Source organism: Stenotrophomonas maltophilia, assembly GCF_023518235.1.
In the GTDB taxonomy this organism is placed as follows: Bacteria; Pseudomonadota; Gammaproteobacteria; order Xanthomonadales; family Xanthomonadaceae; genus Stenotrophomonas.
The window spans coordinates 1,086,428-1,109,100 of record NZ_CP090423.1; the positions used below are offsets into that span (position 1 = coordinate 1,086,428).

Genomic DNA, 22,673 nt, shown 5'->3' on the forward strand with positions numbered 1-22,673 from the left:
TTGCCAGCGACGCCCACGAGCACTTCATGGCCCAGGCATCTAGACGTTGGTTAGTTCAGGACCTCAACGGAATGGAAGCGGAGCTGACCATCCCAATCCTTGTCGACGGCTACCTGCGCTCGTGCACGGCTTGCTTCGAGCGCTGCGAAGTCAATGTCAGCAATCGCCCACTCCTGATCGTCGGAGGTCGCTGCGAGCACGCCGTCACTGGGGAAGCCATGGTCCATCGGTGAGAGGATCATTGCCTCACCGGTGTTGACATCAAGCGCTTCACTCCAGTCGGCGACGCCAGCGGTGACCGCCTTTGCCACGAACATCCGATTCTCAAGCGCTCGCGCTCGGCACCCAACATCGACACGGGTGGCACCGGCGTCGGTGTCGGTGCAACTTGGCACCAACAGCAAGCGCACCCCTGCCTCCTGCTGGAGGCGAACAGGAAGCGGAAATTCGCTGTCATAGCAAACCGCAATCCCGACACGCTTTCCGTCCTGCTCAAACGCCGCGATGCGATCGCCAGGCTCGATGACAACTGCCTGCTTCTCGAAGCCAGTAAGCTGAAGCTTGTCCTGCCATCCGCTGCGACCATCAGCTGTGAACCACCAGGCACGGTTGCGATACATCCCATGGGATGTTGCGGTGAGGAACGTTCCTGCCTGGATGGTCATTCCCAGTTCGACAGCCAAGGTGCTATAGAGCTCACACCATGCGCTCTGATAGATCTGGAGCGACTCCAGGGTGGACCTCAGGCTAAGCTGAAGAGCTTCTGGAAGAGTCGAACCCAGTTCCAGCGACAGGTATTCCGGAAGTACTGCAAGCTCAACTCCTTGTTCCCGTGCGTCATTCAGAATTCGGCGCTGGCGCGCAGCGAACTCGGCAAAGGTCTTCGGACGACCGATCACGTACTTAGCTGCTGCAATCTTCATGTAACGTCCTCCAAGGAACGGAGCCAAAGTGAAAGTGTCTGCTCGGTTTCGTGCGTGGCCCCATGCTGCCGCCAAGGAAGAGCGACCTTCATCGCGCTCTGTTGTGCATACCCACGGCGAGTCCAGAAGCCTTCATTGCTTCGATATCCAGGTGGCCTAAGCGGATCAGTCTCCGACCGAACCACCGACGCGAAAGAAGACCACTTGAAGCCCTTTCGTCGGGCTTGCTCCTCTCTTCGATCAAAGAAGACGTGGCCCAAGCCAGCTCCTCTGTACTCCGGCCTCAGTACGGACTCCCCGCAGTAGAAGACTTCTTCTGGCCGGGGACCGTGCTCCTGGAAGGGACGAATGAAAGCGGCATCGGCGCTCAACAAAGGAAGGCCAGTCGATGCACCTACAACGTCCCTTCCATCCCTGGCCAGGACAACGATGCCCCCGTCAGACGTCGCATAATTGCGGAGGTAGTGACGCTCATAGTCCATGTCTCCTTCGTACAGGTAGGGATAGCTACTGAATATCTCGATCCGCAACTGAGCGACGCGATCGAGCCAGTCCTCGATTTCGGTGCCGACCAGTACCTCTACTCGCACGTTGGTAGCCATTTCAGGGCGCCTTGTGGACCTGGGAAATCCAGTCCTCCAGGTTGTAGTAGTTGGTGACGCGCGCAATCTTTCCATCACGGATGTCAAAGAACGCGCCACCGGGAAGAACATAGATCTGCCCTGCCGCTGCAGGGAGACCTTCGTCCGTGTGGTGGTAGAGTCCGTGCACCACGTACTCCGCGCCGGCACGCGCACCATCGCTGCTGTACATCACCACGATGTCGTGAAGCTGCTCGCTGTAGCAGGAATCCATGCGGCTCAGGAACGCGCGGAATGCGTCGATCCCTACTTCGCGACTCCCCTGATTTAGATCGTGCACAACGTCATCAGTGAGCATCGAGAGCATCGCGTCGCGATCACCGCGGTTGAATGCCTGGTAGTACTCTTCGATGTAGTTGAACTTGCTCATCAGGTTCTCCGGTCAGGTGAGGGTGTGGAGGAATTCTGGAGACCTGAAGAATTGTTGTATATGGAATTGATAGGATTTCATAATTCCCTGAAATGGAATAATATGAGCCCAACGACCATGGGGGCCTTGAGATGAACAGCGAGCTGGATCTTCTAAAGACGTTTAGGGCCGCGGCTGAGGCGCCGAGCTTTCGTGAGGCCGCTGTTCGACTGGGAAGCTCTCCTCAGGCCATCACCCGAGCGATACAGGCCCTTGAAAGTCATTACGGGGAGCTGTTGTTCCACCGAAGCACACGCCAGGTTCGCATCACGGCCTTTGGGGAGGATCTCTTACATCAGCTGCGGCCGGCGCTTGAGGGCTTAGACAAGCTGTGGCGCCCGCGAACCAAGGCGACGGCCTCACAGATTGTGGGCACAGTCCGAATTAGTGCCCCTCACAGCATGGGCTCCAGGGCAGTTCTTGCCGCCTTGGATACAGTGACCCAAAGTCACCCGGGAATTGTCTTGGACGTTCGCTTAAGCGATCGGGTTGCAGACGCTGTCGATGAAGGGATCGATGTCGGAATCCGCGTCGGCTTCATGCGTGATAGCAGATTCATTGCGAAGAAGGCAGGAGAGATGCGACTGCACATCGTTGGCTCCCCCGCACTTGTAGAGAGAATCGGAGCACCAGCGGAGACTAGCGAGCTCTCGCGGTTTCCACTGGTTGCATCGGTGGACATCAATACAGGCAGGCCCTGGCCCTGGTACCTGGCTGGAGGCGTACAGGTGGCGCCGACAGCACCGGTCTTCATTGCAGACAATGCCGACATGGAGATGGCAGGGGTCATTGCGGGCTTGGGGTTTGCCCAACTTGCTGATTACATGGCTGCCCCACTCATTCAGTCAGGTGTTCTGCAGCGTGTGATGGAAGAATTCGATCCTGCGCCGTGGGGCTTGTACGTCTATCGGCCTCAACGCGGCCCAGTCTCACCTCGCGTCAGAGTAGTTTTCGATGCACTCCATTCCGCCGTCGGAGCACTACCAAGCCTTACGCAGATGGCGCCCTCCCCCACCTCGGCCCTAACGCCATCCAAAGCAGGGAAGCGCTAATGCCGAGTCGCTTGGCCGCTCTCTGATACGGGATCTGGCCGCCATGAGCGCCAGGGACGCTCATGGTGGCCAAAAGAGCGTCGGGTCAACCCGCGCGGGCGAGTTCCTCAGCCAAGAAGGGGGCGGTACGGCTTCTCTTCACGCGAGCGACCTGTTTTGGAGTTCCTGCCGCCACGATCTGCCCGCCCGCATCACCGGCACCTGGACCCACGTCGATTACCCAATCCGCCTGAGCAACGGCACGCATGTCGTGCTCAATCATGACCACCGTATTGCCGGCATCAACGAGCCGCTGGAGCTGCACAAGCAGCCTATCCGCGTCCGAGGCATGGAGGCCCGTAGTGGGTTCATCCAGGACATACAGTGTCCGCCCGCGCTGGCTTCGTTGAAGCTCTGTGGCCAGCTTGATGCGCTGCGCTTCACCACCCGATAGCTCGGTAGCCGGCTGGCCCAGTCGAAGGTATCCAAGGCCAATCTCCTTCAGCAACTGAAGTGGGCGAGCGATCGCGTCCTCATCGCCAAAGAATTCACGTGCATCCTCGACAGTCATCCGCAGAACGTCTGCAATGTTCTTACCGTTCCAAAGCACCTTCAGCGTAGCTTCGTTGTATCGCGCACCGTGGCACGTTGGGCACGGTGCATAGACGCTAGGCATAAACAGCAGCTCGACGCTCACGAACCCCTCCCCTTCGCACGTCTCACAACGTCCCTTGGCCACGTTGAAGGAGAATCGACCTGCGTCGTAACGTCGACGCCGCGCATCTGGTGTTGCGGCAAACAGCTTTCGAACATGATCGAAAAGGCCGGTGTAAGTCGCGAGATTCGATCGCGGCGTCCGTCCGATTGGCTTCTGATCAACCTGGACGAGACGCTGAATAGCATCGACATCTCCGCCGAGGTGTCCCCCTGTCGTCTCGATGACGGTTGGCCCGTCTGCTGCCCCCGTTTCCACCGCGTCGTCTTCAGGCTCGTGTCCAAGTTGAAGCATCATCAGCTCCGGCAACGCTTGGGCGACGAGGCTGGACTTGCCCGATCCCGAAATCCCGGTCACCGCGGTGAGGATGCCCAGAGGTATCTTCGCATCAATGCGCTTCAGGTTGTGACGCTGGATGCCCTGAAGTTCCAGCCAACCACTCGCTTGACGCTCTTGGCCACTAGGGGGCGGGACCTTGTCAAAGAGGTACAACGCGGTACGTGACTCGTCGATGTCACGAAGACCATCCGGCTCTCCGCTGTAGAGCACTTTGCCGCCCCGCTCTCCCGCCTCAGGCCCAACATCCACCAACCACTGGGCACGGCGCATCAGCTCCAGATCGTGCTCCACAACAAATACGGAATTACCACCGTCGCGGAGGCGGTCCAAGGCGTCATAGAGAGCCTGGCTGTCGGAGGGATGAAGACCTGCCGACGGCTCGTCCAACACGTACACCACGCCAAAGAGCAGCGAGCTCAACTGCGTGGCGAGTCTCAATCGCTGCAGCTCGCCAGCGGACAATGTCGGCGTAGCGCGATCCAAAGTTAGATAGCCAAGCCCAAGGCCACGCAACTGACTGATTCGGCTCATCACTCCACTAGCGAGGCGCTGCGCGGCCAGGCGCTTCTCCTCCGACAGCGCTGAGGTGCGGCGGACGTCAGGAGACACCGCGTGGACCGCCCGCCCACTGGCCGCCCTATCGGCGCGATCACGACGGGTGGCTTCCTTGTTCGCCTTGCCCCCGCCAGCATGAGCACTGAAGTCTCCTTGAGAAATGGGCTCGAGCAGGGAAGCCAGTTGGTCAAGAGGCATCTGCATGAATTGACCAATGTCCACACCCGCAAATGTCACTGACAGCGACTCTGCCTTAAGGCGCTTGCCATGGCAGGTGGGACAAAGCTTACCCTCCATGTATCGCGATACGCGGCGCCTCATCAGGGCACTTTGCGTGTTAGCAAACGTGTGCAGGACATACCTACGGGCGCCAGTGAAGGTTCCCATGTAGCTCGGCTCAGTTTTACGCTTCAGGGCCGCACGCGTCTCCGCCGGCGTGAACCCAGCATAGACCGGCACAGTGGGCGACTCCTCGGTAAACAGAATCCAATCGCGGTCTTTCTTGGGAAGGTCCTTCCAAGGCCTATCAATGTCGTAGCCCAGCGTCACCAGAATGTCGCGAAGGTTCTGCCCGTGCCATGCAGGTGGCCACGAAGCAATGGCACGCTCACGGATGCTCAGCTTTGGATCCGGCACCATGAGGGCCTCTGTCACCTCGTACACATGGCCAAGGCCATGGCAGGTCGCGCATGCGCCCTGGGGAGTATTGGGTGAGAAGTCCTCGGCATAAAGCATAGGCTGATCAGCCGGATATGCTCCCGCGCGGGAATACATCATACGAATGAGGCTGGATAGCGTGGTGACGCTACCCACCGAAGATCGCGCATTGCTGGCACCACGCTGCTGCTGCAGCGCTACTGCCGGCGGGAGTCCATCGATGGAGTCAACATCAGGGACGCCTGCCTGATCGATTAGGCGTCGAGCATAGGGAGCAACGGACTCAAAGTACCTCCTTTGAGCTTCCGCATAGATTGTCCCGAATGCAAGAGATGACTTCCCGGAACCGGATACACCGGAAAAGACGACCAGTGCGTTGCGAGGAATTGAGACATCAACGTCTCTAAGGTTGTTCTCACGCGCACCGCGCACCTCTACAAGGCCGCTTGCTGCGACACTGCAGGAAGCTTCACCGAATGTGGCGTTTGGCATGTGCATGTCTCTGTAGGTTGTAGACGTTAAGTTCAGCTGGATCACTGGCCCGAAGAGGGATCGGCTTCGGTTTGCGATGCCTCTTCATCCAAGGCTCGCTGCCATGCCTGTCTCTCAGCCAAGGCGCGCTCAGCTCCCCGATCAGTGGGCCGATACCAGTTCGGCCTCTCCACACCCTCCGGCAGGTACGTCTGTCCAGCTGCGTAGCCGTCTGGCTCATGATGCGCGTAGCGATATGCTTGTCGATACCCCATCTGCCTCATAAGCTTCGCTGGAGCATTCCGAAGATGCATGGGAACTGGTAATGATCCGTGCTCCTTGACGAAGGCCCTTGCTAGATCCCAAGCCGCATAGGACGCATTCGACTTGGGGGAGAGCGCCAGATAGGTCGCAGCCTGGGCCAAGACAATTTCACCTTCAGGAGAGCCAAGTCGCTCATACGCCTGCGCAGCGTGGATGGCCAAGTGCAGAGCGCCCGGATCAGCATTTCCGATATCTTCGCTTGCCATAACAATCATTCGACGTGTGACCTGGCTCACGTCCCCGCCCCCATCCAGAATGCGCGCTAGCCAGTAGAGGGAGGCGTCGGGATCAGAGCCACGCAGTGATTTGTGAAACGCGGAGAGCTGCCAATAGAACTCGTCCCCGCCCTTATCGAATCGACGCAGTGACGGGCTGGTGGAGCGCTTGGCAAACTCAAGATCCACCTCTTCCACCCGCTTCTCAGAGGCCGCAGTTGAGACCTGCTCGAGAAGATTCAGGAATCTGCGGCCATCACCATCAGCGAAGCCCTTCAGCAGCTGCAATGCGGGATCGGAGAGGTCAACGCCTCGCAAGTGAGGTCTGGCGCGTTCGTAGAGCTTCTCAAGATCTGCGTCAGACAGAGGCTCAAGTGTGTACACCTGCGCGCGCGAAAGCAGCGCCGAGTTAACGGCCAGTCCTGGATGCTCTGTGGTGCCGCCCACCAGCGTGAGTAGCCCTGATTCAACGTGAGGTAGCAGCGCATCCTGCTGGGCCTTGTTGAACCGGTGAATTTCGTCGACGAAAAGTACCGTGGAGCGACCGCGGACGTCGAGTTCGGCCCGCGCATCATCAATGGCCTGCCTGATGTCCTTTACCCCGGCGAGTACGGCGGAGATCGCAATGAAGTGACTGTCAGTCACCATCGCTGCGAGGCGCCCCAGGGTGGTCTTACCGACGCCCGGGGGCCCCCACATGATGAAGGAGTGCAGACTTCTTGCTTCAAAGGCAAGACGCAAAGGCTTCCCCGGCCCCAGCAGGTGTTGCTGCCCAACGAACTCGTCGAGAGACTTCGGTCGTAGCAGTTCGGCCAGTGGTGCCCTTGGTTTCGCTGTGAATAGATCTGCCAAGGTGTTCTCCTTCGGGAAGTCAGTTGCGAGTGTGCATTCAGAGCGTCTTGGCCCCTATTTCAGCTTCCCATCCAATGAGCCGCTTGTGGCATTGCTTGCTTTTTCACGGAGGATGATGCGAGCCCCTCTGTATCCAACGCTGTGATTCCATACCCAGCTCATTGCGACGCTCAGGCGATTTCGCACTCCGATAAGGAAGTAGATGTGAGCGAGCTTCCAGATCCACCATGCGATTCCTCCGCTCAGCTTTAGCTTCCCCATATCGATTACTGCAAGGCTGCGTCCAATCGTGGCGAGGTTGCCCTGGTGCCGGTACTTGAATGCAGCGGTCCTCCGCGCCCCTGTTATCAGCCCTTCAATCTGGCCCGCGACGTACTTGCCTTGCTGCTTGGCCGCCGGCGCGATTCCAGGAACGGTCTTTCCGTCCGCAGTGGCTGATGAAGCAGTGTCCCCGATCACGAAAATGTTGGGGGAACCAGGCACCGTTAGATCAGGGCCGACGATTGCGCGCCCCGCCCGATCTGATTCGGTGTCGAGCCAACGTGCGGCTGGAGACGCCTGAACTCCCGCTGCCCAGACGATTGTGGATGCCGCCAGCTTCTTGCCATTGAGCATCACCCCATCAGAGGCGCACTCGGTGACAGGGGCCCCCAACAAAACGGATACCCCAAGCTTCTCGAGGGCGCGCCTCGTGTACTCGGAGAGCTTTTCAGGAAAGACGGGGAGCAGCCGCGGACCCGCCTCAATGAGAAATACCCGGGTTTTGCTGGGATCAACTGACCGAAAGTCATCCTGCAGCGTGCCACGCGCCAGCTCCGCGATGGTTCCGGCAAGCTCGACACCTGTAGGCCCACCACCAATGATCACAAAGGTTTGAAGGGCCTCTCGAACCTCGGGATCATTGCAGAGCTCCGCTTGCTCGAACGCGCTCAAGATCCTGCCTCGAATGGTTGTTGCATCCTCCAGGCTCTTCAGGCCTGGAGCGTACTTCGACCATTCGTCATGCCCAAAGTAGGCATGTGTTGCTCCCGTAGCGAGCACAAGGGTGTCGTAAGGGTATCGAGTGCCGTCCTGAAGGATCACTTGGCGGGCAGCTTTATCCACACCCTCGACCTCCGCCATGAGGGTTCTGACCTCCGGGCGGTCACGGAACAGATAGCGGATCGGCCATGCGATCTCCGACGGTGACAGTGACGCACCAGCCACCTGGTAGAGCAGCGGCTGGAACAAGTGATAGTTCCGCCGGTCAATGATTGTTACATCGACATCCACTCCTTCAAGGTGCGTGGCGGCCTCCAGTCCGCCGAAGCCCGCCCCAACGATCACAACTTGATGACGATTTCTGGAGGTCTTGATCACGGCAGCACTCCTTGGTTAGGTGTTCAGCGCCGATGCGTGGTGCTTGAGATGATCGGCAATGAAGCTGGAGATGAAGTAGTAGCTATGGTCGTAACCATCGCGAAGGTTCAGCGAAAGCGGATGATTCACCTTGGCGCATGCATCTTGAAGCAGTTCGGAGCGGAGCTGATTCTGCAAGAAATCATCGCTGAGCCCTTGATCCACGAGCAGGGGCAGGCGCTCCTTTGCATCTGCAATCAGCTCCACGGCGTCATACTGCCGCCACTGCTCCTGATCTCCCCCCAAGTAGGCCGAAAACGCCTTCTGGCCCCAAGGAGCCTGGGTGGGTGCCACGATCGGAGAGAAGGCGGATACGCTGCGATAGCGACCTGGATTTCGCAAAGCGATGACCAAGGCACCGTGGCCGCCCATTGAGTGGCCGCTAATTGAGCGAGCCTGGCTAACAGGGAAGTTCTTCTCAACGAGAGCAGGCAGCTCACTTACAACGTAGTCATACATGCGGTAGTGGTCGGACCACGGTGCCTCGGTGGCATTGACGTAGAACCCCGCACCTTGGCCGAGATCGTAAGCTGGATCATCCGCGACGGACTCTCCGCGCGGACTTGTATCCGGAGCAACGATGGCAATGCCATGCTCAGCAGCGAGCTGCTGCACTGCAGACTTGGTGATGAAGTTCTGCTCTGTGCACGTCAGGCCAGAGAGCCAGTAGAGAACAGGTACCGGGCCGCTGGACGCCTGCGGAGGGAGATAGACTCCAAACTTCATGGTGCAACCAAGGCTGGATGATTCATGCTGGTAGACGTCCTGCCATCCACCGAAGCTTGCGTGACGCTCAATGCGTTCCATTGTTCTTTCCTCTGAGTTGAATTTGATAGGCCATCTATCGCGAATCGAATGTGGCCTTAAGCGAGGCTTTAGGCCTTGTCCTCGACTGCCGAGTCACCGTGTGCATGCCTGATCCTTCGGACAATCCACCAAATCAGCAGCAATACAGCGGGAACCAAGATCGCAGTGACGGTTGCTGCGATGTCATGCGTCCCAGGCAAACCCTTGAGCAGGTATGCGAGAAGACTCACGACGTAGTACGAGATGGCGGCCACCGACAAACCTTCCACCGTCTGCTGCAGGCGCAGCTGAACCTTCGCCCGTTCATTCATGGACGCCAGTAGGTCGCGGTTCTGCCGCTCGAGCTCAACATCAATCCACGACCGGAGGAGCGAGATCGAGCGCGTCAACTTGTCTGAGAGCTTCCCCTGTCGCTCCTTCACTGACTGGCAAGTTCGCATGGCCGGTGCAATCCTTCGATACAAGAAGTCCGCCCAGGTGCTATAGCCGGCAACTTGATCCTCCGCCAACGCATCCAGTCGCTCTTCAACAATTTCGTAGTAAGCCCGACTTGCACCAAACCTATAGAGATTTGCCGCGGCGTCCGCCTCCAACTCTGCAGCCAGGCTGGTCAAATCCGAGAGGAGCACGTCACTGTCACGACGTCCGCCGGAGGCCCTGCGCATCTCTTCAGTAATTGCAGCCAGACGCGCCTCCATGCGACGAAGATTCGACGTCATGGAACGAGTCAGCGGTAGCGCTAGGAGGGCAAGCGTTCGGTATGTCTCGACCTCGAGCAGTCGTTGCGCCAGCGCTCCTGCCCGCGCCGGAGTCAGGTCGCGATCAAGGATGAGCATGTGGGTTAGCCCTTCCTCGTCTTGACGGAAGTCGGTCACAATGGCCGCGGCACCGTTCTCAACCAGCGAGTAGCAGCGGCTGACGGGATCAAAGCAATCTATTTCCTTCTCCGCCTCCGCGGTCCAAGGCAAAAGCCTGACGCTAACAGCCGAGATCACGGGTCCTGGCGGCTTGAATCCCTGTCTAAACGGGTTGTCCCCACAAGGCTCACCTGTTTCTGAGCTCAGTGGTGCGCTCCAGAGGTAGGAAGAGAACTCAGTGTGCTTCTCGCAGTGCAGATCACCCTCATTCCACGTAAGCGCGTGATGAGGTGTGGTGTGATCCTCGACTGCAGCCCCCATACGACCTGAAAGATCGTCGATCGCGGCACGATCTCGACTCATGTCCCCTTCTGTCATGAAGGAGAGCTGGAGAAGGCTTCGCGGAGACTGGGTGAGAAGGTGCGGTCGCGCATGGACTTCCTCAACGGCGGCGCGGCGGTCCGCGTGCGCCGGCATCCCATATACGTAGCCTTCTGCTGGCGTGCCTGCAGCTTGGCTCAGGCCGGATGGGTCATTCATACATAGCCTCAAGAATGGATGATCTTCTAAACACCGCTCACGGGAGGTCTATCACTTGCTTGTGCGATAGCTCAGCGAAAGGTCGTGTGGTGGAGCCGGCTCTGGTGTAGGGCGGTAGTGGGAACCACAACAAGCTGGGAGGACAGCACCGCATAGATCGCAGGCCCTTGCTCTCCCACCTTCCAGCCAGGCGCGGACCGCATGGGAGTCGCAACGAGGCTGGAAGCTCACTTCAAAGGGCCTCCCATGACTCAGTCAGATGCCGAAGGCAACGATGCCGACAGAGATTGCCCGCTCCAAGAAATACAGACAGGCGCAACTCGACTGACATCATCCAGCATGCCTTGGAGCCTCCTGGAAAGGCCTCAACGTCCTAGTCGTGACGCCCTAACCCACGAAGGGGTTAGGAATGGCGGGTTCTACTTGGAAATGAAGTAGTTCGGACACCCATAGATTGCCTCCTCTACTTAGTACTAGCGCCATCAAGCAATGTCGCGAACTGACTAACGGAGATAGGAGCGGACAATAGAGATGGTCTCGTCAATCGACTTCCTTTGAGAGTCGGTGTGGGTGTCGCTATGCGGGAACTCTTCACGCAGATAGCTCTCCAGAACCGTCGCCATCAAACCATTGACCGCCCCGCGCACAGCAGCAAGCTGCTGAAGTACTGCAGCACATTCCGCCCCGCTCTCCAGAGCCTGCTCCAATGCAGCCACCTGTCCGCTGATCCGACGTACGCGGGTAAGGGCCTGCTTTTTCTCCCGAGGGCTGTGAGGCATTGCGCACCTGTCCGTATCACATGAGGGAACGATACTATACTCCCCGATAGTATGCAAGCTAGCAATCTGCGAGGGTCTTTAACTCCGTCAACTGAGTCTGCGCCTGATTTCGAGCCGCCGCCAGAGGCCAGTGACAGACCCCTCCCGCCCCACCCCCACACCACAAAAGGCGGGCTCCTGTAGGAGCCACGCCCCACCACTCGAAAGAGTGGTTACATGTAGATGAATTGGCGGTATAGCTTGTCTAGCTCCAGCCTGACGAACTCGATCTCCTCCTCGTCCCCGGCATCAGAGAGCTCCAGAAGCTGTCGCTCCTTTGATGTAATTCGATCACAGAGGTCTTTTAGGTTGGCGCAGAACTCCGCTGAATGGGCTTGCGACCGGTCAGGTCGAGCCTCTGTTGATCCCAACATTCCGCGAGACGTTGACGGGGTGATGCCGAACTCCTCATTGAACGCGATCTGATGCTGTCGCCTGTCATCAGTCTCAGAAATGGCCTGCCGCATCGCACTAGTGATCGTATCGGCATACATGATCGCCTTACCGCGCGAGTTTCTTGCGGCTCGTCCAATCATCTGAATGAGGGCCTGGCTCGACCGAAGGAAGCCCGCCTGGTCCGCATCAACGATAGCGACCAGAGAGGCCTCAGGAATATCGAGCCCCTCTCTCAGCAGGCTGATACCCACTAGCACATCGAACTCGCCGGCCCTCAGCCCATTGATGATCTCAACTCGATCCTCTGCCTTGATATCCGAGTGCATGTACTTCGCACGCACCCCTTGATCCTCGAGGAACTCGCACAGCTCCTCAGCAGACACCTTTGTCAGCGTGGTCACCAAGACCCTGTCGCCCTCTCGTACACAACGGGCGATCTCTGACAGAAGATCGTGCCTGTAGCCCTCCCTCGGCCTCACCTCTACCAGCGGATCGAGCAAGCCAGTGGGCCTGATGAGCTGGTCAATCAATCTTCCCTTGGATCTCCCAATCTCATAGGCGCCAGGCGTAGCCGAAACGAAGATCGTCTGGGGCTTGATGGCTTCAAACTCAGAGAAGCTAAGCGGTCTGTTGTTCATCGCCGAAGGTAGACGGAACCCGTACTCGATTAGAGTATCCTTCCTGCTCTGATCGCTCCTGAACATCGCCTCGATCTGAGGAACCATGACGTGCGACTCATCAACAAATAGCAGGCCATCCTTCGGGAGGTAGTCCATGAGTGTCGTCGGCCTAGCTCCTGAAGGCTTCGAGTTCAGGTAACTGGAGTAGTTCTCCATGCCAGAGCAATATCCCAGCTCCCTCATCATCTCCACGTCGTTCGTGATCTTCTCGTAAAGCCTATTTGCCTCAACGATTCGACCAGATGCGTTGAGCTCCGTCACCCTGGCCTCCAAATCCTTGAGGATGGCCTTCGTAGCCTCATTGATTTCTGTTTTGGGGCTTGCGAAGAGTGTCTTTGGAGAAACGAGGTAGCGCGTCTCATCGCCAAGCTTCTTCCCTGTAACCGCATCAATCCAGGTGAGCGACTGCACTCTCCCCTCGTCCGTGAGCTCTACTCTAATTGCCTTGTACTCAGAGTCGGCGGGAAAAATATCGACCACATCGCCAGACACACGGAACGTGCCACGCTTCAGGGTCCGCTCAGTCCTGTCGTACTGAAGCGATGCAAGCCGACGCAGGAAGTCCCTCTGATCCAGTTCGATTCCAAGCGCAAGCTCAACCTGCAGATCCCGGTAGCTCTGTGGGTCTCCCAGTCCATAGATTGAGGACACCGAAGCGACAACAATCACGTCTCTACGCTCAATCAGAGACTTCGTAGTCGATAGTCGAAGCCTCTCAAGGTGATCATTGATGGCTGAGTCTTTCTGGATGTAACGATCGCTACCTGGGATATAGACCTCTGGCTGGAAGAAGTCGTAGTAGGAAACGAAATACTCCACGGCGTTCTCGGGGAACAGCGCCTTCATCTCCCCGTAGAGCTGAGCAGTCAACGTCTTGTTTGGCGCAAGAATGAGCGTGGGTCGCTTCAGCCGATGGATCACATTGGCCATCGTGAAGGTCTTCCCTGACCCTGTAATTCCCTTCAAGGTCTGATGTGTTGCTCCCTCCTCGATGCCAGCAATTAGCCTGGCAATCGCTTCGGGTTGATCCCCGGCCGGCGTATGATCCGAATGCATTACGAACATATCTGTTGACATCACTTACGCTCCTACTGGCTCATTCTTGATCGTTAGAGGAACTATTCCCGTCTCACAGACTCCATCCCATATGTGCGAGCGGAACCAAGGGGGCTGTACGAATGCTATCTTTGGGCGAGTTCCTTTCAGGTGAGCCTGGCAACCCATGCCTGACTAGCGCTAGGGCGTGAGCTGGCATGTCGTTACATGCCGGAGCGGCCTCAGAAGTGCACCCGCCGCCCTCCGCTCACGCCTCACTCCTCCCTACCTGGCTGCTGTACCGACTCCTGATCGACCGCAGTCAGAGCCAGCGTTGACATTAGCTCTGTCTCGATCGTCCTCTGCATTGAGTAGATCGGGAGCGCGTTCGGCGCGGAACTGAATGGCTCCTCCAGCTGACGGCCCAGCGCATCGAGACCAAAAAACGTGTACGCCACAATGAGCACCGGTAAAAAGGTCCACCACCCCAATGTTCCTGCCAGCGCAAAAGGAAGTGTTGTGCAGAATACGATCGCAGTCCGGTGAAGCAGCAGCGAATACGAGAATGGAATCGGAGTATTGAGTATCCTCTCGCACCCCCCCTGGATACGAGCCAAGTTGGCAAGCTGCTTATCCATCACCGAGTACTGAATCGAGTCGATCCTTCCCTCATGAGCCAGATGGGCAAGCTTCAAGCCAATGCCCTGGAGCACAGCGTCCGTCGGATTCGGGCCTTGTGATGCCTTGCCAATATCCCACCAAGGTGCGATCGCATGGGCTTCGTCGGCCCGGCGCAGTCGAGAATAGAGGCCAGCACTGAAGCCACACAGGCCTCGCAGGATCTGTGCTCGGCTGTTTGGATCCAGCAGGGACGTCTGCCTGGCTATTGAGCGACACGCTATGACCAGGTCACCCCAAAGGTGCCTCGCCTCCCACCATCTGGAGTAGCAAGCGTTGTTTCGAAAGCTCATGAATACGGAAAGTGCGATACCAATGAGCGTGAACGGAACGGCACTGAAGCGAGCAAAGATTCCTGGATGCTCCGTTGATGCGAGCACCGCTCCTGCGGTCACAATGCTAATCAGTAGTAGATGCAATGCGATCCTGGGCAGGATGGTACCCCTGACGGCAAACGCAACGTCCCACAACGTCGGCTGCCTTCGCATTCTCGTTTCAACATCTGGGAGACGGTGTGTCATGCCAACCTCTGATTCATTGATCGACTGCTGGCGTCGATACGCCTAGGCAACAAATTCCTTCCACTTGAGTTCGAAATGCGAATGACATCACGCCGTTCGCATGACACTGCTACAGCAGGTCTAAAGCAGTTCATCGTCGGCAGCCTCGGGCATCCATAGTTCAATGACCGTCCCTGTCAGGCCGGTTCTCACTACCGACAGGCTGCCACCGTGGCGGTTGGCAAGCATCTGACTGATGGAAAGACCCAGCCCAGTACCTTGACGATGTTTGGTCGTAAAGAATGGCTCAAAAATTCGGACCAGAATGTCCTGAGGAATGCCGCTTCCAGTATCTGAGACTCGCAAAGCGACGCCAGGGTGACCATGAACGTCGTCAACGTCCAACGTCGCCAATCCCAGCGTTCCGCCCTTCTGCATGACATAGATTGCATTGATCAGGAGGTTCACAAGAATTTGCTGCAGCTCGCCCCGATTGCCCGTTACGAGCCGTGTGGACAGGAAGTTCTTCTCTATCTTCACGGGATGGCGCTTGATGAGGTGTTGAATCAGGGGCAGCGTCTCCAACATCAGCGTGGCAGGCTCTAACAGCTCACTATGACCGGAGTACTCACTGGGCTTGGAGAACTGCAGCAACTTGGAAACAATGGTGCTGATACGCCCAATTTGATCCTCAATGAGGTCAATCTCTTCTCCAAACCCTTGACCCTCGGGCTCCCTGATCGAGTCACGCAGAAGCTCGAGGTTCCCCTGCATGACGGCAAGCGGATTGTTGATCTCGTGCGCTATTCCTGCTGCGATCTCGCCAATTGTTGCCAGCTTCTCAGTGACAATCAGGTGCTGGGTCGTCTCTTCCAACCGTCTATTGGCTAGTGCGAGACCAGCAGTTCGCTCCTCTACCCTGGAATTGAGCTCCTCGTTCCAGGCGACCAGCTGCCGTTCCTTCTCTTCCAGCTGACAGAGCAGCTGGTCCAAGTGCGAAGCGACACGTCCGATTTCATCATTGGATGCCCCTGCTCCGGAGCGAGCACTGCGGTCGCCCGCCTTGACCCGTCCAATTGCCTGATCCATCCGCTCAAGTGGCTTGAACACGCCGCGAGCGATGTACAGAAAAAGGGGTACGGTGATGACTGCAACAAGGAGGCAACCGAACACGATCGCTCCGATGGAATTTCGACGGGCGGTGGTGAATGGCTCCTCCAGAAAGCCCACGAAGAGCATACCAATAGGTACGCCCCGGCCATTGAGAATGGGCATATAGCCGGCAATGTACCAATCATTGACTACGTAGGCTCTCGCCTGCCAGGTCTTTCCCTGGCCCAGCACGGCCTCGGCCACTTCAGAAGACACCCGTGTCCCCGACGCTGGGTTCCCTCCCGCCAACAACGCGTTGGTGCTGATGCGGGTATCACCAAGGAAGATGGAGGCTATCCCTGTTGCGCCAGTACGCAGGGCCTTATCTCGGTAGACAAGATCAGTGATCTGCTTGATGAACTCGGTGTTGTGGTTCAGCAGAGTACCCGCAATCAAGACGCCAACCTGATTGTTTGGAAGTGCAACCGGCGTTGCAGCTTGAATCATTAGGCCCCGCTTCTCACTCTGGGCCGAATCGACAGGATTCCTTGCGTTATGCGGACGAATGACCTCGGCCCGTGCGGCGAGCTTTGGGGAGATCTCCATCAGATCGTCCCGGCTTACCACCCCCACCTCCACGCTGGACGCTCCCTTCAGGGCCTTTTCGATGACTGACCAGTCCAAGTCAAGCTCAGCTGGCGAGGCCGGCTCACTACTAGCCAACAAGCGACCGTTTGAATCCAACAGTGCGATGAAGTCTAGTGAACCACCTTGGGCTTTCGACGCTAGTAGGCTGCCAAGCTCTGCATTCTTGTTGACCCCCTGGCTAATGACGCCATGGAAGCTCTGCGAATCAGCAATCGCAGCCAGCGTCGCGCGGTCGTTGACGAGCAGCTGGTTCATGTACTGTCCCGCAACTTTCAGGTCCCCGCCAACCTTCGAGGCGAGCAGTCGGTCGAAGCGCAAATCCCATTGGTAGATGAGTCCGCCGACGATAGCCGGCAGGATCACAAACATTGGAAGGATCGCGATTAGAAGCAGGCGGAAGCGAACTGAGCGCGCTCGGTTCATTGCAGATTCCTAGGCTGATACATTCCAACTGGAGCACTTACGATCAATCGTCTTTCGCGATATGCCCAAGATCGTGGCCGCTCTTTCGCGATCTCCGCCAGTCTCACGAAGCACTGCAAGGATGTGCCTGCGCTCGACCTCCGAGAGCAGCCGGCTTCGTGGGTCAGAGAGTGACTCCAACCGCTCAAGCTGAGTCGGAAAGTGTCCGAGTATCAGGCTACGCTCAACGTAGTTGTGAAGCTCGCGGACGTTCCCGGGCCACGAGTAGCTCTGAAGATATGCCCGGATCCTTTCGTCGATCGGAATCGGTTGAAGGCCAAGCTGCAGCCCCAGCTCACGCATGAAGCCCGCCGCCAGCTCCAACACATCAGCGCCGCGGTCATGAAGGCGAGGAAGCGACACCTCGAGAACGTTGATGCGATAGTAGAGATCCGACCGGAATGTTCCATTCTTCACTTCCGCAACCAAATTCTTGTTGGTTGAGAAGATGAATCTGACATCGATCGGAATCTCCCGATCTGCGCCAACTGGTCGTATCCGTCTATCTTCAAGCATCCTTAGCAGCTTTCCTTGGAGAGCCAAGGGAAGATCAGCGACTTCGTCAAACAGCAATGTTCCGCCTTCTGCATAGGCGACCAGTCCTTGGCGAGACGAGTTCGCTCCACTGAACGTTCCTTTGAGACTCCCGAACAGTTCAACGTCAATCAACTCGCTGGGAACAGCTGCACAATTTATTGGAATGAAAGGATGAGATGCCCGTGCGGACAACGCGTGCAGCGATCTTGCGGCAACCTCCTTTCCAGAGCCGGATTCTCCAGTGAACAGCACGCTACTGGGCAGTGGTGCGACCTTCGCGATCAGATCCTTGGTGGCCTGAATCGCACGCGAGCTACCTGTGAGCCTGTCTCGAAGCGCAGCTGGTGCACCGGAGCCATGTAGCTCGTGACGGAGAATGGCATTCTCCCGCCGTAGGCGACCGCGTTCCAGGCAGCGCGATATAGCGGCCAGCAACTGATTGGTTCTGAAAGGCTTGAGAAGAAAATCAGCCGCTCCCGCGCGGATAGCGCCGATAGCGGAATCCAAGTCTGCGTACGCAGTAATCAGAATGAAGTCGGCCAAGACCCCTCCCCTGCGCTGGTCCTCCAGCCACGCGATGCCACTCTTCCCTGGCAACACGTTGTCCACAATCACGATGTCAAAGTGGCGCTCCGTCAGATGCTGCTCCGCTTCAATGGTGTCAGCTGCAGCTTCCACAACTTTGCATCGCGGTCGCAAGGCACGAACCAAGAAGCTACGCATGCCAGGTTCGTCGTCAACGATCAGTATCGATGAGCGCGCAAGGTCCGGCCATGCAAGATCGCCGTTTGCGCGCTCTTCGGAAGATTGGTTGGCGCTCTTTGGCGTCATGTTTCCCTCAGTACAATTGAAGCGTGGCTAGTTCCGTCGATTCGTGTTCGAGTTCATTTCGATCTTTCGACCGCTAGATGACGGGTGACATATCGAACAAAACACCCCCTCTCACGACGTAGGACGTTGTGCACCAAAGGCCAGTCTGAGACGTTCAATGCTGTCGACCTCAGTCATATGCCAATCCGGAACTCTTGCCCTACGAGCCTAGTATCGACCTCTTGGTGGCCAAACGGACCGGGGGCTCCTCGCCATATTGCCCAGAGCGCCAATGGCCTCCGTGCCCCTCCAAGCCCCTCGGCGGTCGGTCGCCACGGGAGGCTGGAGAAGTCTCGCTCCCTTCGAGCGGATCATTACGCCAATTCGGCCATATGGGAAGCGCTGGGTGCGCGTTGTCCCCGCCTCGGCCGGAGCCACGCAGCGCGGCCAAGCGCGGGCGAGTCGATCCGCCTTGCAAGAAGGTCCAGGCCCTACCGCTCGCCTACCGGCATAGAGATGCCTATGCACCAGGGTCGTCTCCCATTTGCGCGGCTCGCGGGCAGATGTATCGTGGCTTTGGACTCTCTGAGTCTCCGACTGACTGATGGTTGCTCTTCCCCTCAAGACCCGGGCTTGTTGGGGAGCCGACTAAGGATGGTAGAAGGCGGGGCTGACGGGTCGGCCTCTGACGCGAGCCGGGAGGAGAGATCAGTCGCCCATTTTCGATGCAGGCGATCTGGCCCCCAAATATCTCAATGTCGTTGGGATCATGGCTGATCAGCAGCAGTGGAATACCGGCCCCGTCCAGCACGGCCTCCAGCTCCTGCCGCAAGTGCTGGCGAAGATCCTGGTCCAGCGCGGAGAACGGTTCATCCAGCAGCAGCGCCTGCGGCTGCGTCACCAAGGCGCGTGCCAAGGCGGTACGCTGGCGCTGGCCGCCGGACACCTGCGAGGGCAGCAGATCACCCACCGTATCGATGCGGAATGCGTGCAACCACTGCTCCACCGCATCGAAGCGCTGGCCGACCCGCGGATTCAACCAGCCCTTCTGCAGACCGAACGCCACGTTCTGGCGCACGCTCAGGTGTGGGAACAGCGCGTAATCCTGGAACACGTAGCCCAGCCGGCGGTGCTGCGGCGGCAGATCCACACCGGTGGCCGCATCGAACAGGGTCTGCCCCTGTAGGCGCACATGACCCTGGCCCGGCCTCAGCAGCCCGGCCACCGCCTTCAGGGTCAGGCTCTTGCCCGCGCCCGAGGGCCCGAACAGCACCACCTGCCGCTGCGTGCACTGCAGCGACACGTCCAATACGAAATCCTGGCCGGCCGCCTGCAGGCGACGCTGCACCTGCAGGTCAAGCCACATCACGCAGCTCCCGGCGACGTCCGCCCACCAGCCGCGCGGCCAGCAGCAGGATCACGATGCACACCACCGAGGTCAGGATCACCAGCGCATTGGCCTTGCCGTCCTGGCCGGCCTGCACCGCTTCGTAGATGGCGATCGACAGCGTCTGCGTGCGGCCGGGAATGCTGCCCGCCACCATCAGCGTCGCGCCGAACTCGCCCATCGCGCGTGCAAACGCCAGCAGCAGGCCGGCGAGGATGCCGCGCCACGCCAGCGGCAGCGTGATGCGGAAGAACACCGCTGCTTCGGACACACCGAGCGTGCGTGCGGCCTGCTCCAACTGTCCATCCACTTCCTCGAACGCCGCGCGTGCCGGCTTGAACACCAGCGGCAGCGAGGCCACCGCCGCAGCGATCACCGCCGCCTGCCAGGTGAACACCAGGTTGATGCCGAACCACGACTGCAGCCACGCGCCGATCGGGCCGTTGCGGCCGATCAGCACCAGCAGGTAATACCCCAGCACGGTCGGCGGCAGCACCATCGGCAGGGTCAGCAGCGAATCCAGCAGCTCACGGCCAGGAAATCGCCGACGTGCCAGCAGCGCGCCCAGTGCCACGCCCAGCACCAGATTGATCGCGGTGGCCCAGCCGGCCACCTTCAGCGACAACCACAGTGCGCTCCAGTCGAGATCCATGCCTCAGGGCTTGCCGAACCCATGCTTGGCCAGGATCGCCTGGCCCTGTGCCGAACGCACGAAGGTGGTGAAGCGCTTGGCTTCAACCGGTTGCGCACTGGCCTTGGTCACCGCCAACGGATAGGCAATGCGCCCCGCCACCGGCACCGCGAAGGCACGGCGCACCCGATCAGGCATCGCCTGCGCATCGGTGGCATAGACGAAGCCGGCATCCACTTCACCGCGCGCCACGTAGTCCAGCGACTGGCGAACGTTCTGCGTGGTGATGGTCTTGCCCTGCACCGACGGCCACAGGCCCGCCGCTTCCAGCGCGCCCTTGGCATAGCGGCCGACCGGCACGCTGTCCGGGTTGCCCAGTGCGATGCGCTGCACACCGGCACCGGCCAGGTCCTTCAAGGTACGCGGCGCAGCCTTGGCCTGCGGCGGCACCACCACCCACAGCGCGTTCACCGCGAACACCTCGCGGGTGCCGGCCGCCAGCAGGTCCTGCTGCTGGGCCTGGTCCATCGTGGTTTCATCGGCCGACGCGAACACATCCACCGGCGCGCCGCGGCTGATCTGCTGCAGCAGCACGCCGGACGCGGCGAAGTTGAAATCGACCTTGGTTCCCGGGTGTGCCTTCTCATAGGCGGTGCCCAGTTCGCGGAAGCTCTCGGTCAAGCTCGATGCCGCCGACACCGTCAGGTCGGCCGCCAAGGCCGGCACCGTGGCCAGCAGTCCCAGCAACAACAGTCCAACTCGTTTCATCATTGGTTTCCCCGTTTGGTTGGGTTTAGATCGGTTTCACCGCCTATCCTTGGCATCGCAGGCGCTACATAGCTGGCCCGCCCAGAGCTAGGTAGAGGGTGCACGACGGTGCGGACCTCGTTGGCGCAGGCTGTCTCGTACATCCACATCGAATTGAAGCTGCAGCGAGATGTCATCATCCAGCGCAATGCCAAAACCCAGACCATCACGACAGGGCAAACGTAATGCCAAGGACTGAACCGCTTCGCGAGGAAGCATCAACCGGCAGTACTCGCTCCCCTCCAGAAGCACCGCCTGTTGCCCTGCATGCAGTGATAGCACCATGCCCCAGCCGCGATCGCCGCCGAACCGCGTCAGGTTCTCCACCGATTCGCCGGCCAGCAACTGCGCTAGCTCCTCTTCATCAACGCGCAGACGAACTGCCTGCCGCTGTAGCTGGACTTTCATGATGCAATGAACTCGAGCTCGGTTGAGGTGTTGCAGTTGAGTAGCTGGTCGTATTCGCTATCCGCCAGTGGCAGCTCGATTGCGCCCAAGCGTTCTCGCAGGGCGTGTAGCGAGCGGTGCGCCGCCGGATTCTCGATCAATTCCCGCAACACATGCCGGCAATGGTCATCAATCTGCAACCGCATCGGCAGGGGTTCTTCCGCAAACAGCACACAGGCAGCCGAAGGCGCATCACGTAACCGTTGTAGTAACGCCGGGGTCACATTGGGCGTATCCACCGGAAGCACCAGAGCGGCAGCGTCCGGCATGCACATGGCCACACTGTAGAGCCCGCCCAACGGGCCGCAGCGTGCCACGCGATCAGGAATGCCACCGAAGGCCGGGTAGTTGCCACTCACCCATACCCTTTCCGCACCTGCCTGTCGCAGCAGGCCACGCATGTGCTCTAGCAGGGTTCGCCCGTGCCACGGTAGCAGCGCCTTGTCACGGCCCATCCGGCTGGAAAGACCACCGGCCAGCACGATGCCGTCAGTGGGAATGTTCGTGATCGTGTGCACATTCATGGGCATTGTCATGAGCTTGCGTGGGTTCGTTATCCGCATGGCAGAGACTGCAGCCTTCGGTCCACTCGCTGTCGCCGTCCTCGTAATGCTCCTGCTTCCAGATCGGGCACTGGTGCTTGACCACCTCGATCAACTGCCGGCAGGCCCGGAATGCCTCGTCTCGATGCGGGCTGCCGGCGGCCACCACCACCGCCACATCGCCAATGCCCAACCGGCCCTTGGCGTGGGCCACATACAGCTTCAGCTTCGGACCGAACGTCGCCTCGACCTCTGCCGCCAGGCGCTTGAACTCGTTCAGCACCAAAGGTTCGAACAGGTCGTACGTGATCCCGGTCACCGGCCGGCCGATGTTGACGTCGCGCACCTTGCCGATGAACACGTCGATGCCGCCGAAGCCCGGATCAGATACCGCCGCGATGCCTTCGGCCGGATCGATCGCCGCCTGCGCGCGGTCCACCACCGTCGCGATGATCTTCTCGCTCATCGC

The 22,673-nt window shown here is 58.9% G+C and carries 19 protein-coding genes and 1 pseudogene; 1 reads left to right on the plus strand and 19 read right to left on the minus strand.

Features of this window, described 5'->3' with window-relative positions:
• Positions 1-50: 50 nt before the first annotated feature.
• From LZ605_RS05240 to LZ605_RS05250, 3 genes are read right to left on the minus strand one after another with little or no spacing between them, the layout of a single operon-like run.
• On the minus strand, positions 51-923 hold the full coding sequence (locus LZ605_RS05240; protein WP_017354476.1) for a carbon-nitrogen hydrolase family protein: 873 nt from the start codon (positions 921-923) through the stop codon (positions 51-53).
• Positions 920-1,525: a GNAT family N-acetyltransferase gene (locus LZ605_RS05245; RefSeq protein WP_017354477.1), complete on the minus strand. Its 606-nt coding sequence runs from the start codon at positions 1,523-1,525 to the stop codon at positions 920-922. The genes LZ605_RS05240 and LZ605_RS05245 overlap by 4 nt, the downstream gene beginning before the upstream one ends.
• A 1-nt stretch (position 1,526) precedes the next feature.
• Entirely contained in the window at positions 1,527-1,934 is a 408-nt protein-coding gene (locus LZ605_RS05250) for a ketosteroid isomerase-related protein (RefSeq protein WP_017354478.1), read from the minus strand.
• 131 nt (positions 1,935-2,065) lie between these two features.
• Here LZ605_RS05250 and LZ605_RS05255 point away from each other — a divergent pair, with 131 nt between their 5' ends.
• On the plus strand, positions 2,066-3,025 hold the full coding sequence (locus tag LZ605_RS05255) for a LysR family transcriptional regulator (RefSeq protein WP_017354479.1): 960 nt from the start codon (positions 2,066-2,068) through the stop codon (positions 3,023-3,025).
• 85 nt (positions 3,026-3,110) lie between these two features.
• Here the strand turns inward: LZ605_RS05255 and LZ605_RS05260 are convergent, their stop codons facing one another.
• From LZ605_RS05260 to LZ605_RS05335, 16 genes and pseudogenes are all read right to left on the minus strand, one after another.
• Positions 3,111-5,762, minus strand: coding sequence for an excinuclease ABC subunit UvrA (locus LZ605_RS05260; RefSeq protein WP_026070507.1), 2,652 nt, complete (start codon positions 5,760-5,762; stop codon positions 3,111-3,113).
• Positions 5,763-5,803: 41 nt separating this feature from the next.
• Positions 5,804-7,132 carry a replication-associated recombination protein A gene (locus LZ605_RS05265; RefSeq protein WP_005413341.1) on the minus strand — a complete coding sequence of 443 codons (1,329 nt, stop codon included), beginning with the start codon at positions 7,130-7,132 and terminating at the stop codon, positions 5,804-5,806.
• A gap of 54 nt (positions 7,133-7,186) precedes the next feature.
• Positions 7,187-8,491 (minus strand): NAD(P)/FAD-dependent oxidoreductase, encoded by a 1,305-nt coding sequence (locus LZ605_RS05270; protein ID WP_026070508.1) that lies wholly within the window; start codon positions 8,489-8,491, stop codon positions 7,187-7,189.
• A 15-nt stretch (positions 8,492-8,506) separates the two neighbouring features.
• Positions 8,507-9,337 (minus strand): S-formylglutathione hydrolase, encoded by an 831-nt coding sequence (fghA, locus tag LZ605_RS05275; protein WP_249844026.1) that lies wholly within the window; start codon positions 9,335-9,337, stop codon positions 8,507-8,509.
• A gap of 68 nt (positions 9,338-9,405) precedes the next feature.
• On the minus strand, positions 9,406-10,734 hold the full coding sequence (locus LZ605_RS05280) for a DUF3422 family protein (RefSeq protein WP_026070509.1): 1,329 nt from the start codon (positions 10,732-10,734) through the stop codon (positions 9,406-9,408).
• 503 nt (positions 10,735-11,237) lie between these two features.
• Positions 11,238-11,513, minus strand: a complete 276-nt coding sequence (gene frmR, locus LZ605_RS05285; RefSeq protein WP_017354484.1) for a formaldehyde-responsive transcriptional repressor FrmR — start codon at positions 11,511-11,513, stop codon at positions 11,238-11,240.
• 212 nt (positions 11,514-11,725) lie between these two features.
• Entirely contained in the window at positions 11,726-13,705 is a 1,980-nt protein-coding gene (gene uvrB / locus LZ605_RS05290; protein WP_017354485.1) for an excinuclease ABC subunit UvrB, read from the minus strand.
• Positions 13,706-13,938: 233 nt separating this feature from the next.
• The gene (locus tag LZ605_RS05295) at positions 13,939-14,862 is read right to left on the minus strand and encodes a bestrophin family protein (RefSeq protein ID WP_227832955.1); all 924 of its coding nucleotides are present in this window, start codon (positions 14,860-14,862) and stop codon (positions 13,939-13,941) included.
• A 120-nt stretch (positions 14,863-14,982) separates the two neighbouring features.
• Complete coding sequence (locus LZ605_RS05300) at positions 14,983-17,004, minus strand: cache domain-containing protein (protein ID WP_017354487.1); 2,022 nt, start codon at positions 17,002-17,004, stop codon at positions 14,983-14,985.
• Between the two features lie 9 nt (positions 17,005-17,013).
• On the minus strand, positions 17,014-18,411 hold the full coding sequence (locus LZ605_RS05305) for a sigma-54-dependent transcriptional regulator (protein ID WP_026070510.1): 1,398 nt from the start codon (positions 18,409-18,411) through the stop codon (positions 17,014-17,016).
• Between the two features lie 685 nt (positions 18,412-19,096).
• A pseudogene (locus LZ605_RS05310) lies at positions 19,097-19,756 on the minus strand (ATP-binding cassette domain-containing protein); the annotation flags it as partial.
• Positions 19,746-20,429, minus strand: coding sequence for a molybdate ABC transporter permease subunit (gene modB, locus LZ605_RS05315; RefSeq protein ID WP_005413347.1), 684 nt, complete (start codon positions 20,427-20,429; stop codon positions 19,746-19,748). The gene modB and the pseudogene LZ605_RS05310, both read right to left, overlap by 11 nt.
• A gap of 3 nt (positions 20,430-20,432) precedes the next feature.
• Positions 20,433-21,176, minus strand: coding sequence for a molybdate ABC transporter substrate-binding protein (modA, locus tag LZ605_RS05320; RefSeq protein ID WP_026070511.1), 744 nt, complete (start codon positions 21,174-21,176; stop codon positions 20,433-20,435).
• An 87-nt stretch (positions 21,177-21,263) separates the two neighbouring features.
• Entirely contained in the window at positions 21,264-21,623 is a 360-nt protein-coding gene (locus LZ605_RS05325; protein WP_017354491.1) for a hypothetical protein, read from the minus strand.
• Positions 21,620-22,186, minus strand: a complete 567-nt coding sequence (mobA, locus tag LZ605_RS05330) for a molybdenum cofactor guanylyltransferase (protein ID WP_026070512.1) — start codon at positions 22,184-22,186, stop codon at positions 21,620-21,622. Before mobA ends, LZ605_RS05325 begins: the two co-directional genes overlap by 4 nt.
• Positions 22,152-22,670: a molybdenum cofactor biosynthesis protein MoaE gene (locus LZ605_RS05335; protein WP_017354493.1), complete on the minus strand. Its 519-nt coding sequence runs from the start codon at positions 22,668-22,670 to the stop codon at positions 22,152-22,154. The genes mobA and LZ605_RS05335 overlap by 35 nt, the downstream gene beginning before the upstream one ends.
• Between the last annotated feature and the right edge of the window lie 3 nt (positions 22,671-22,673).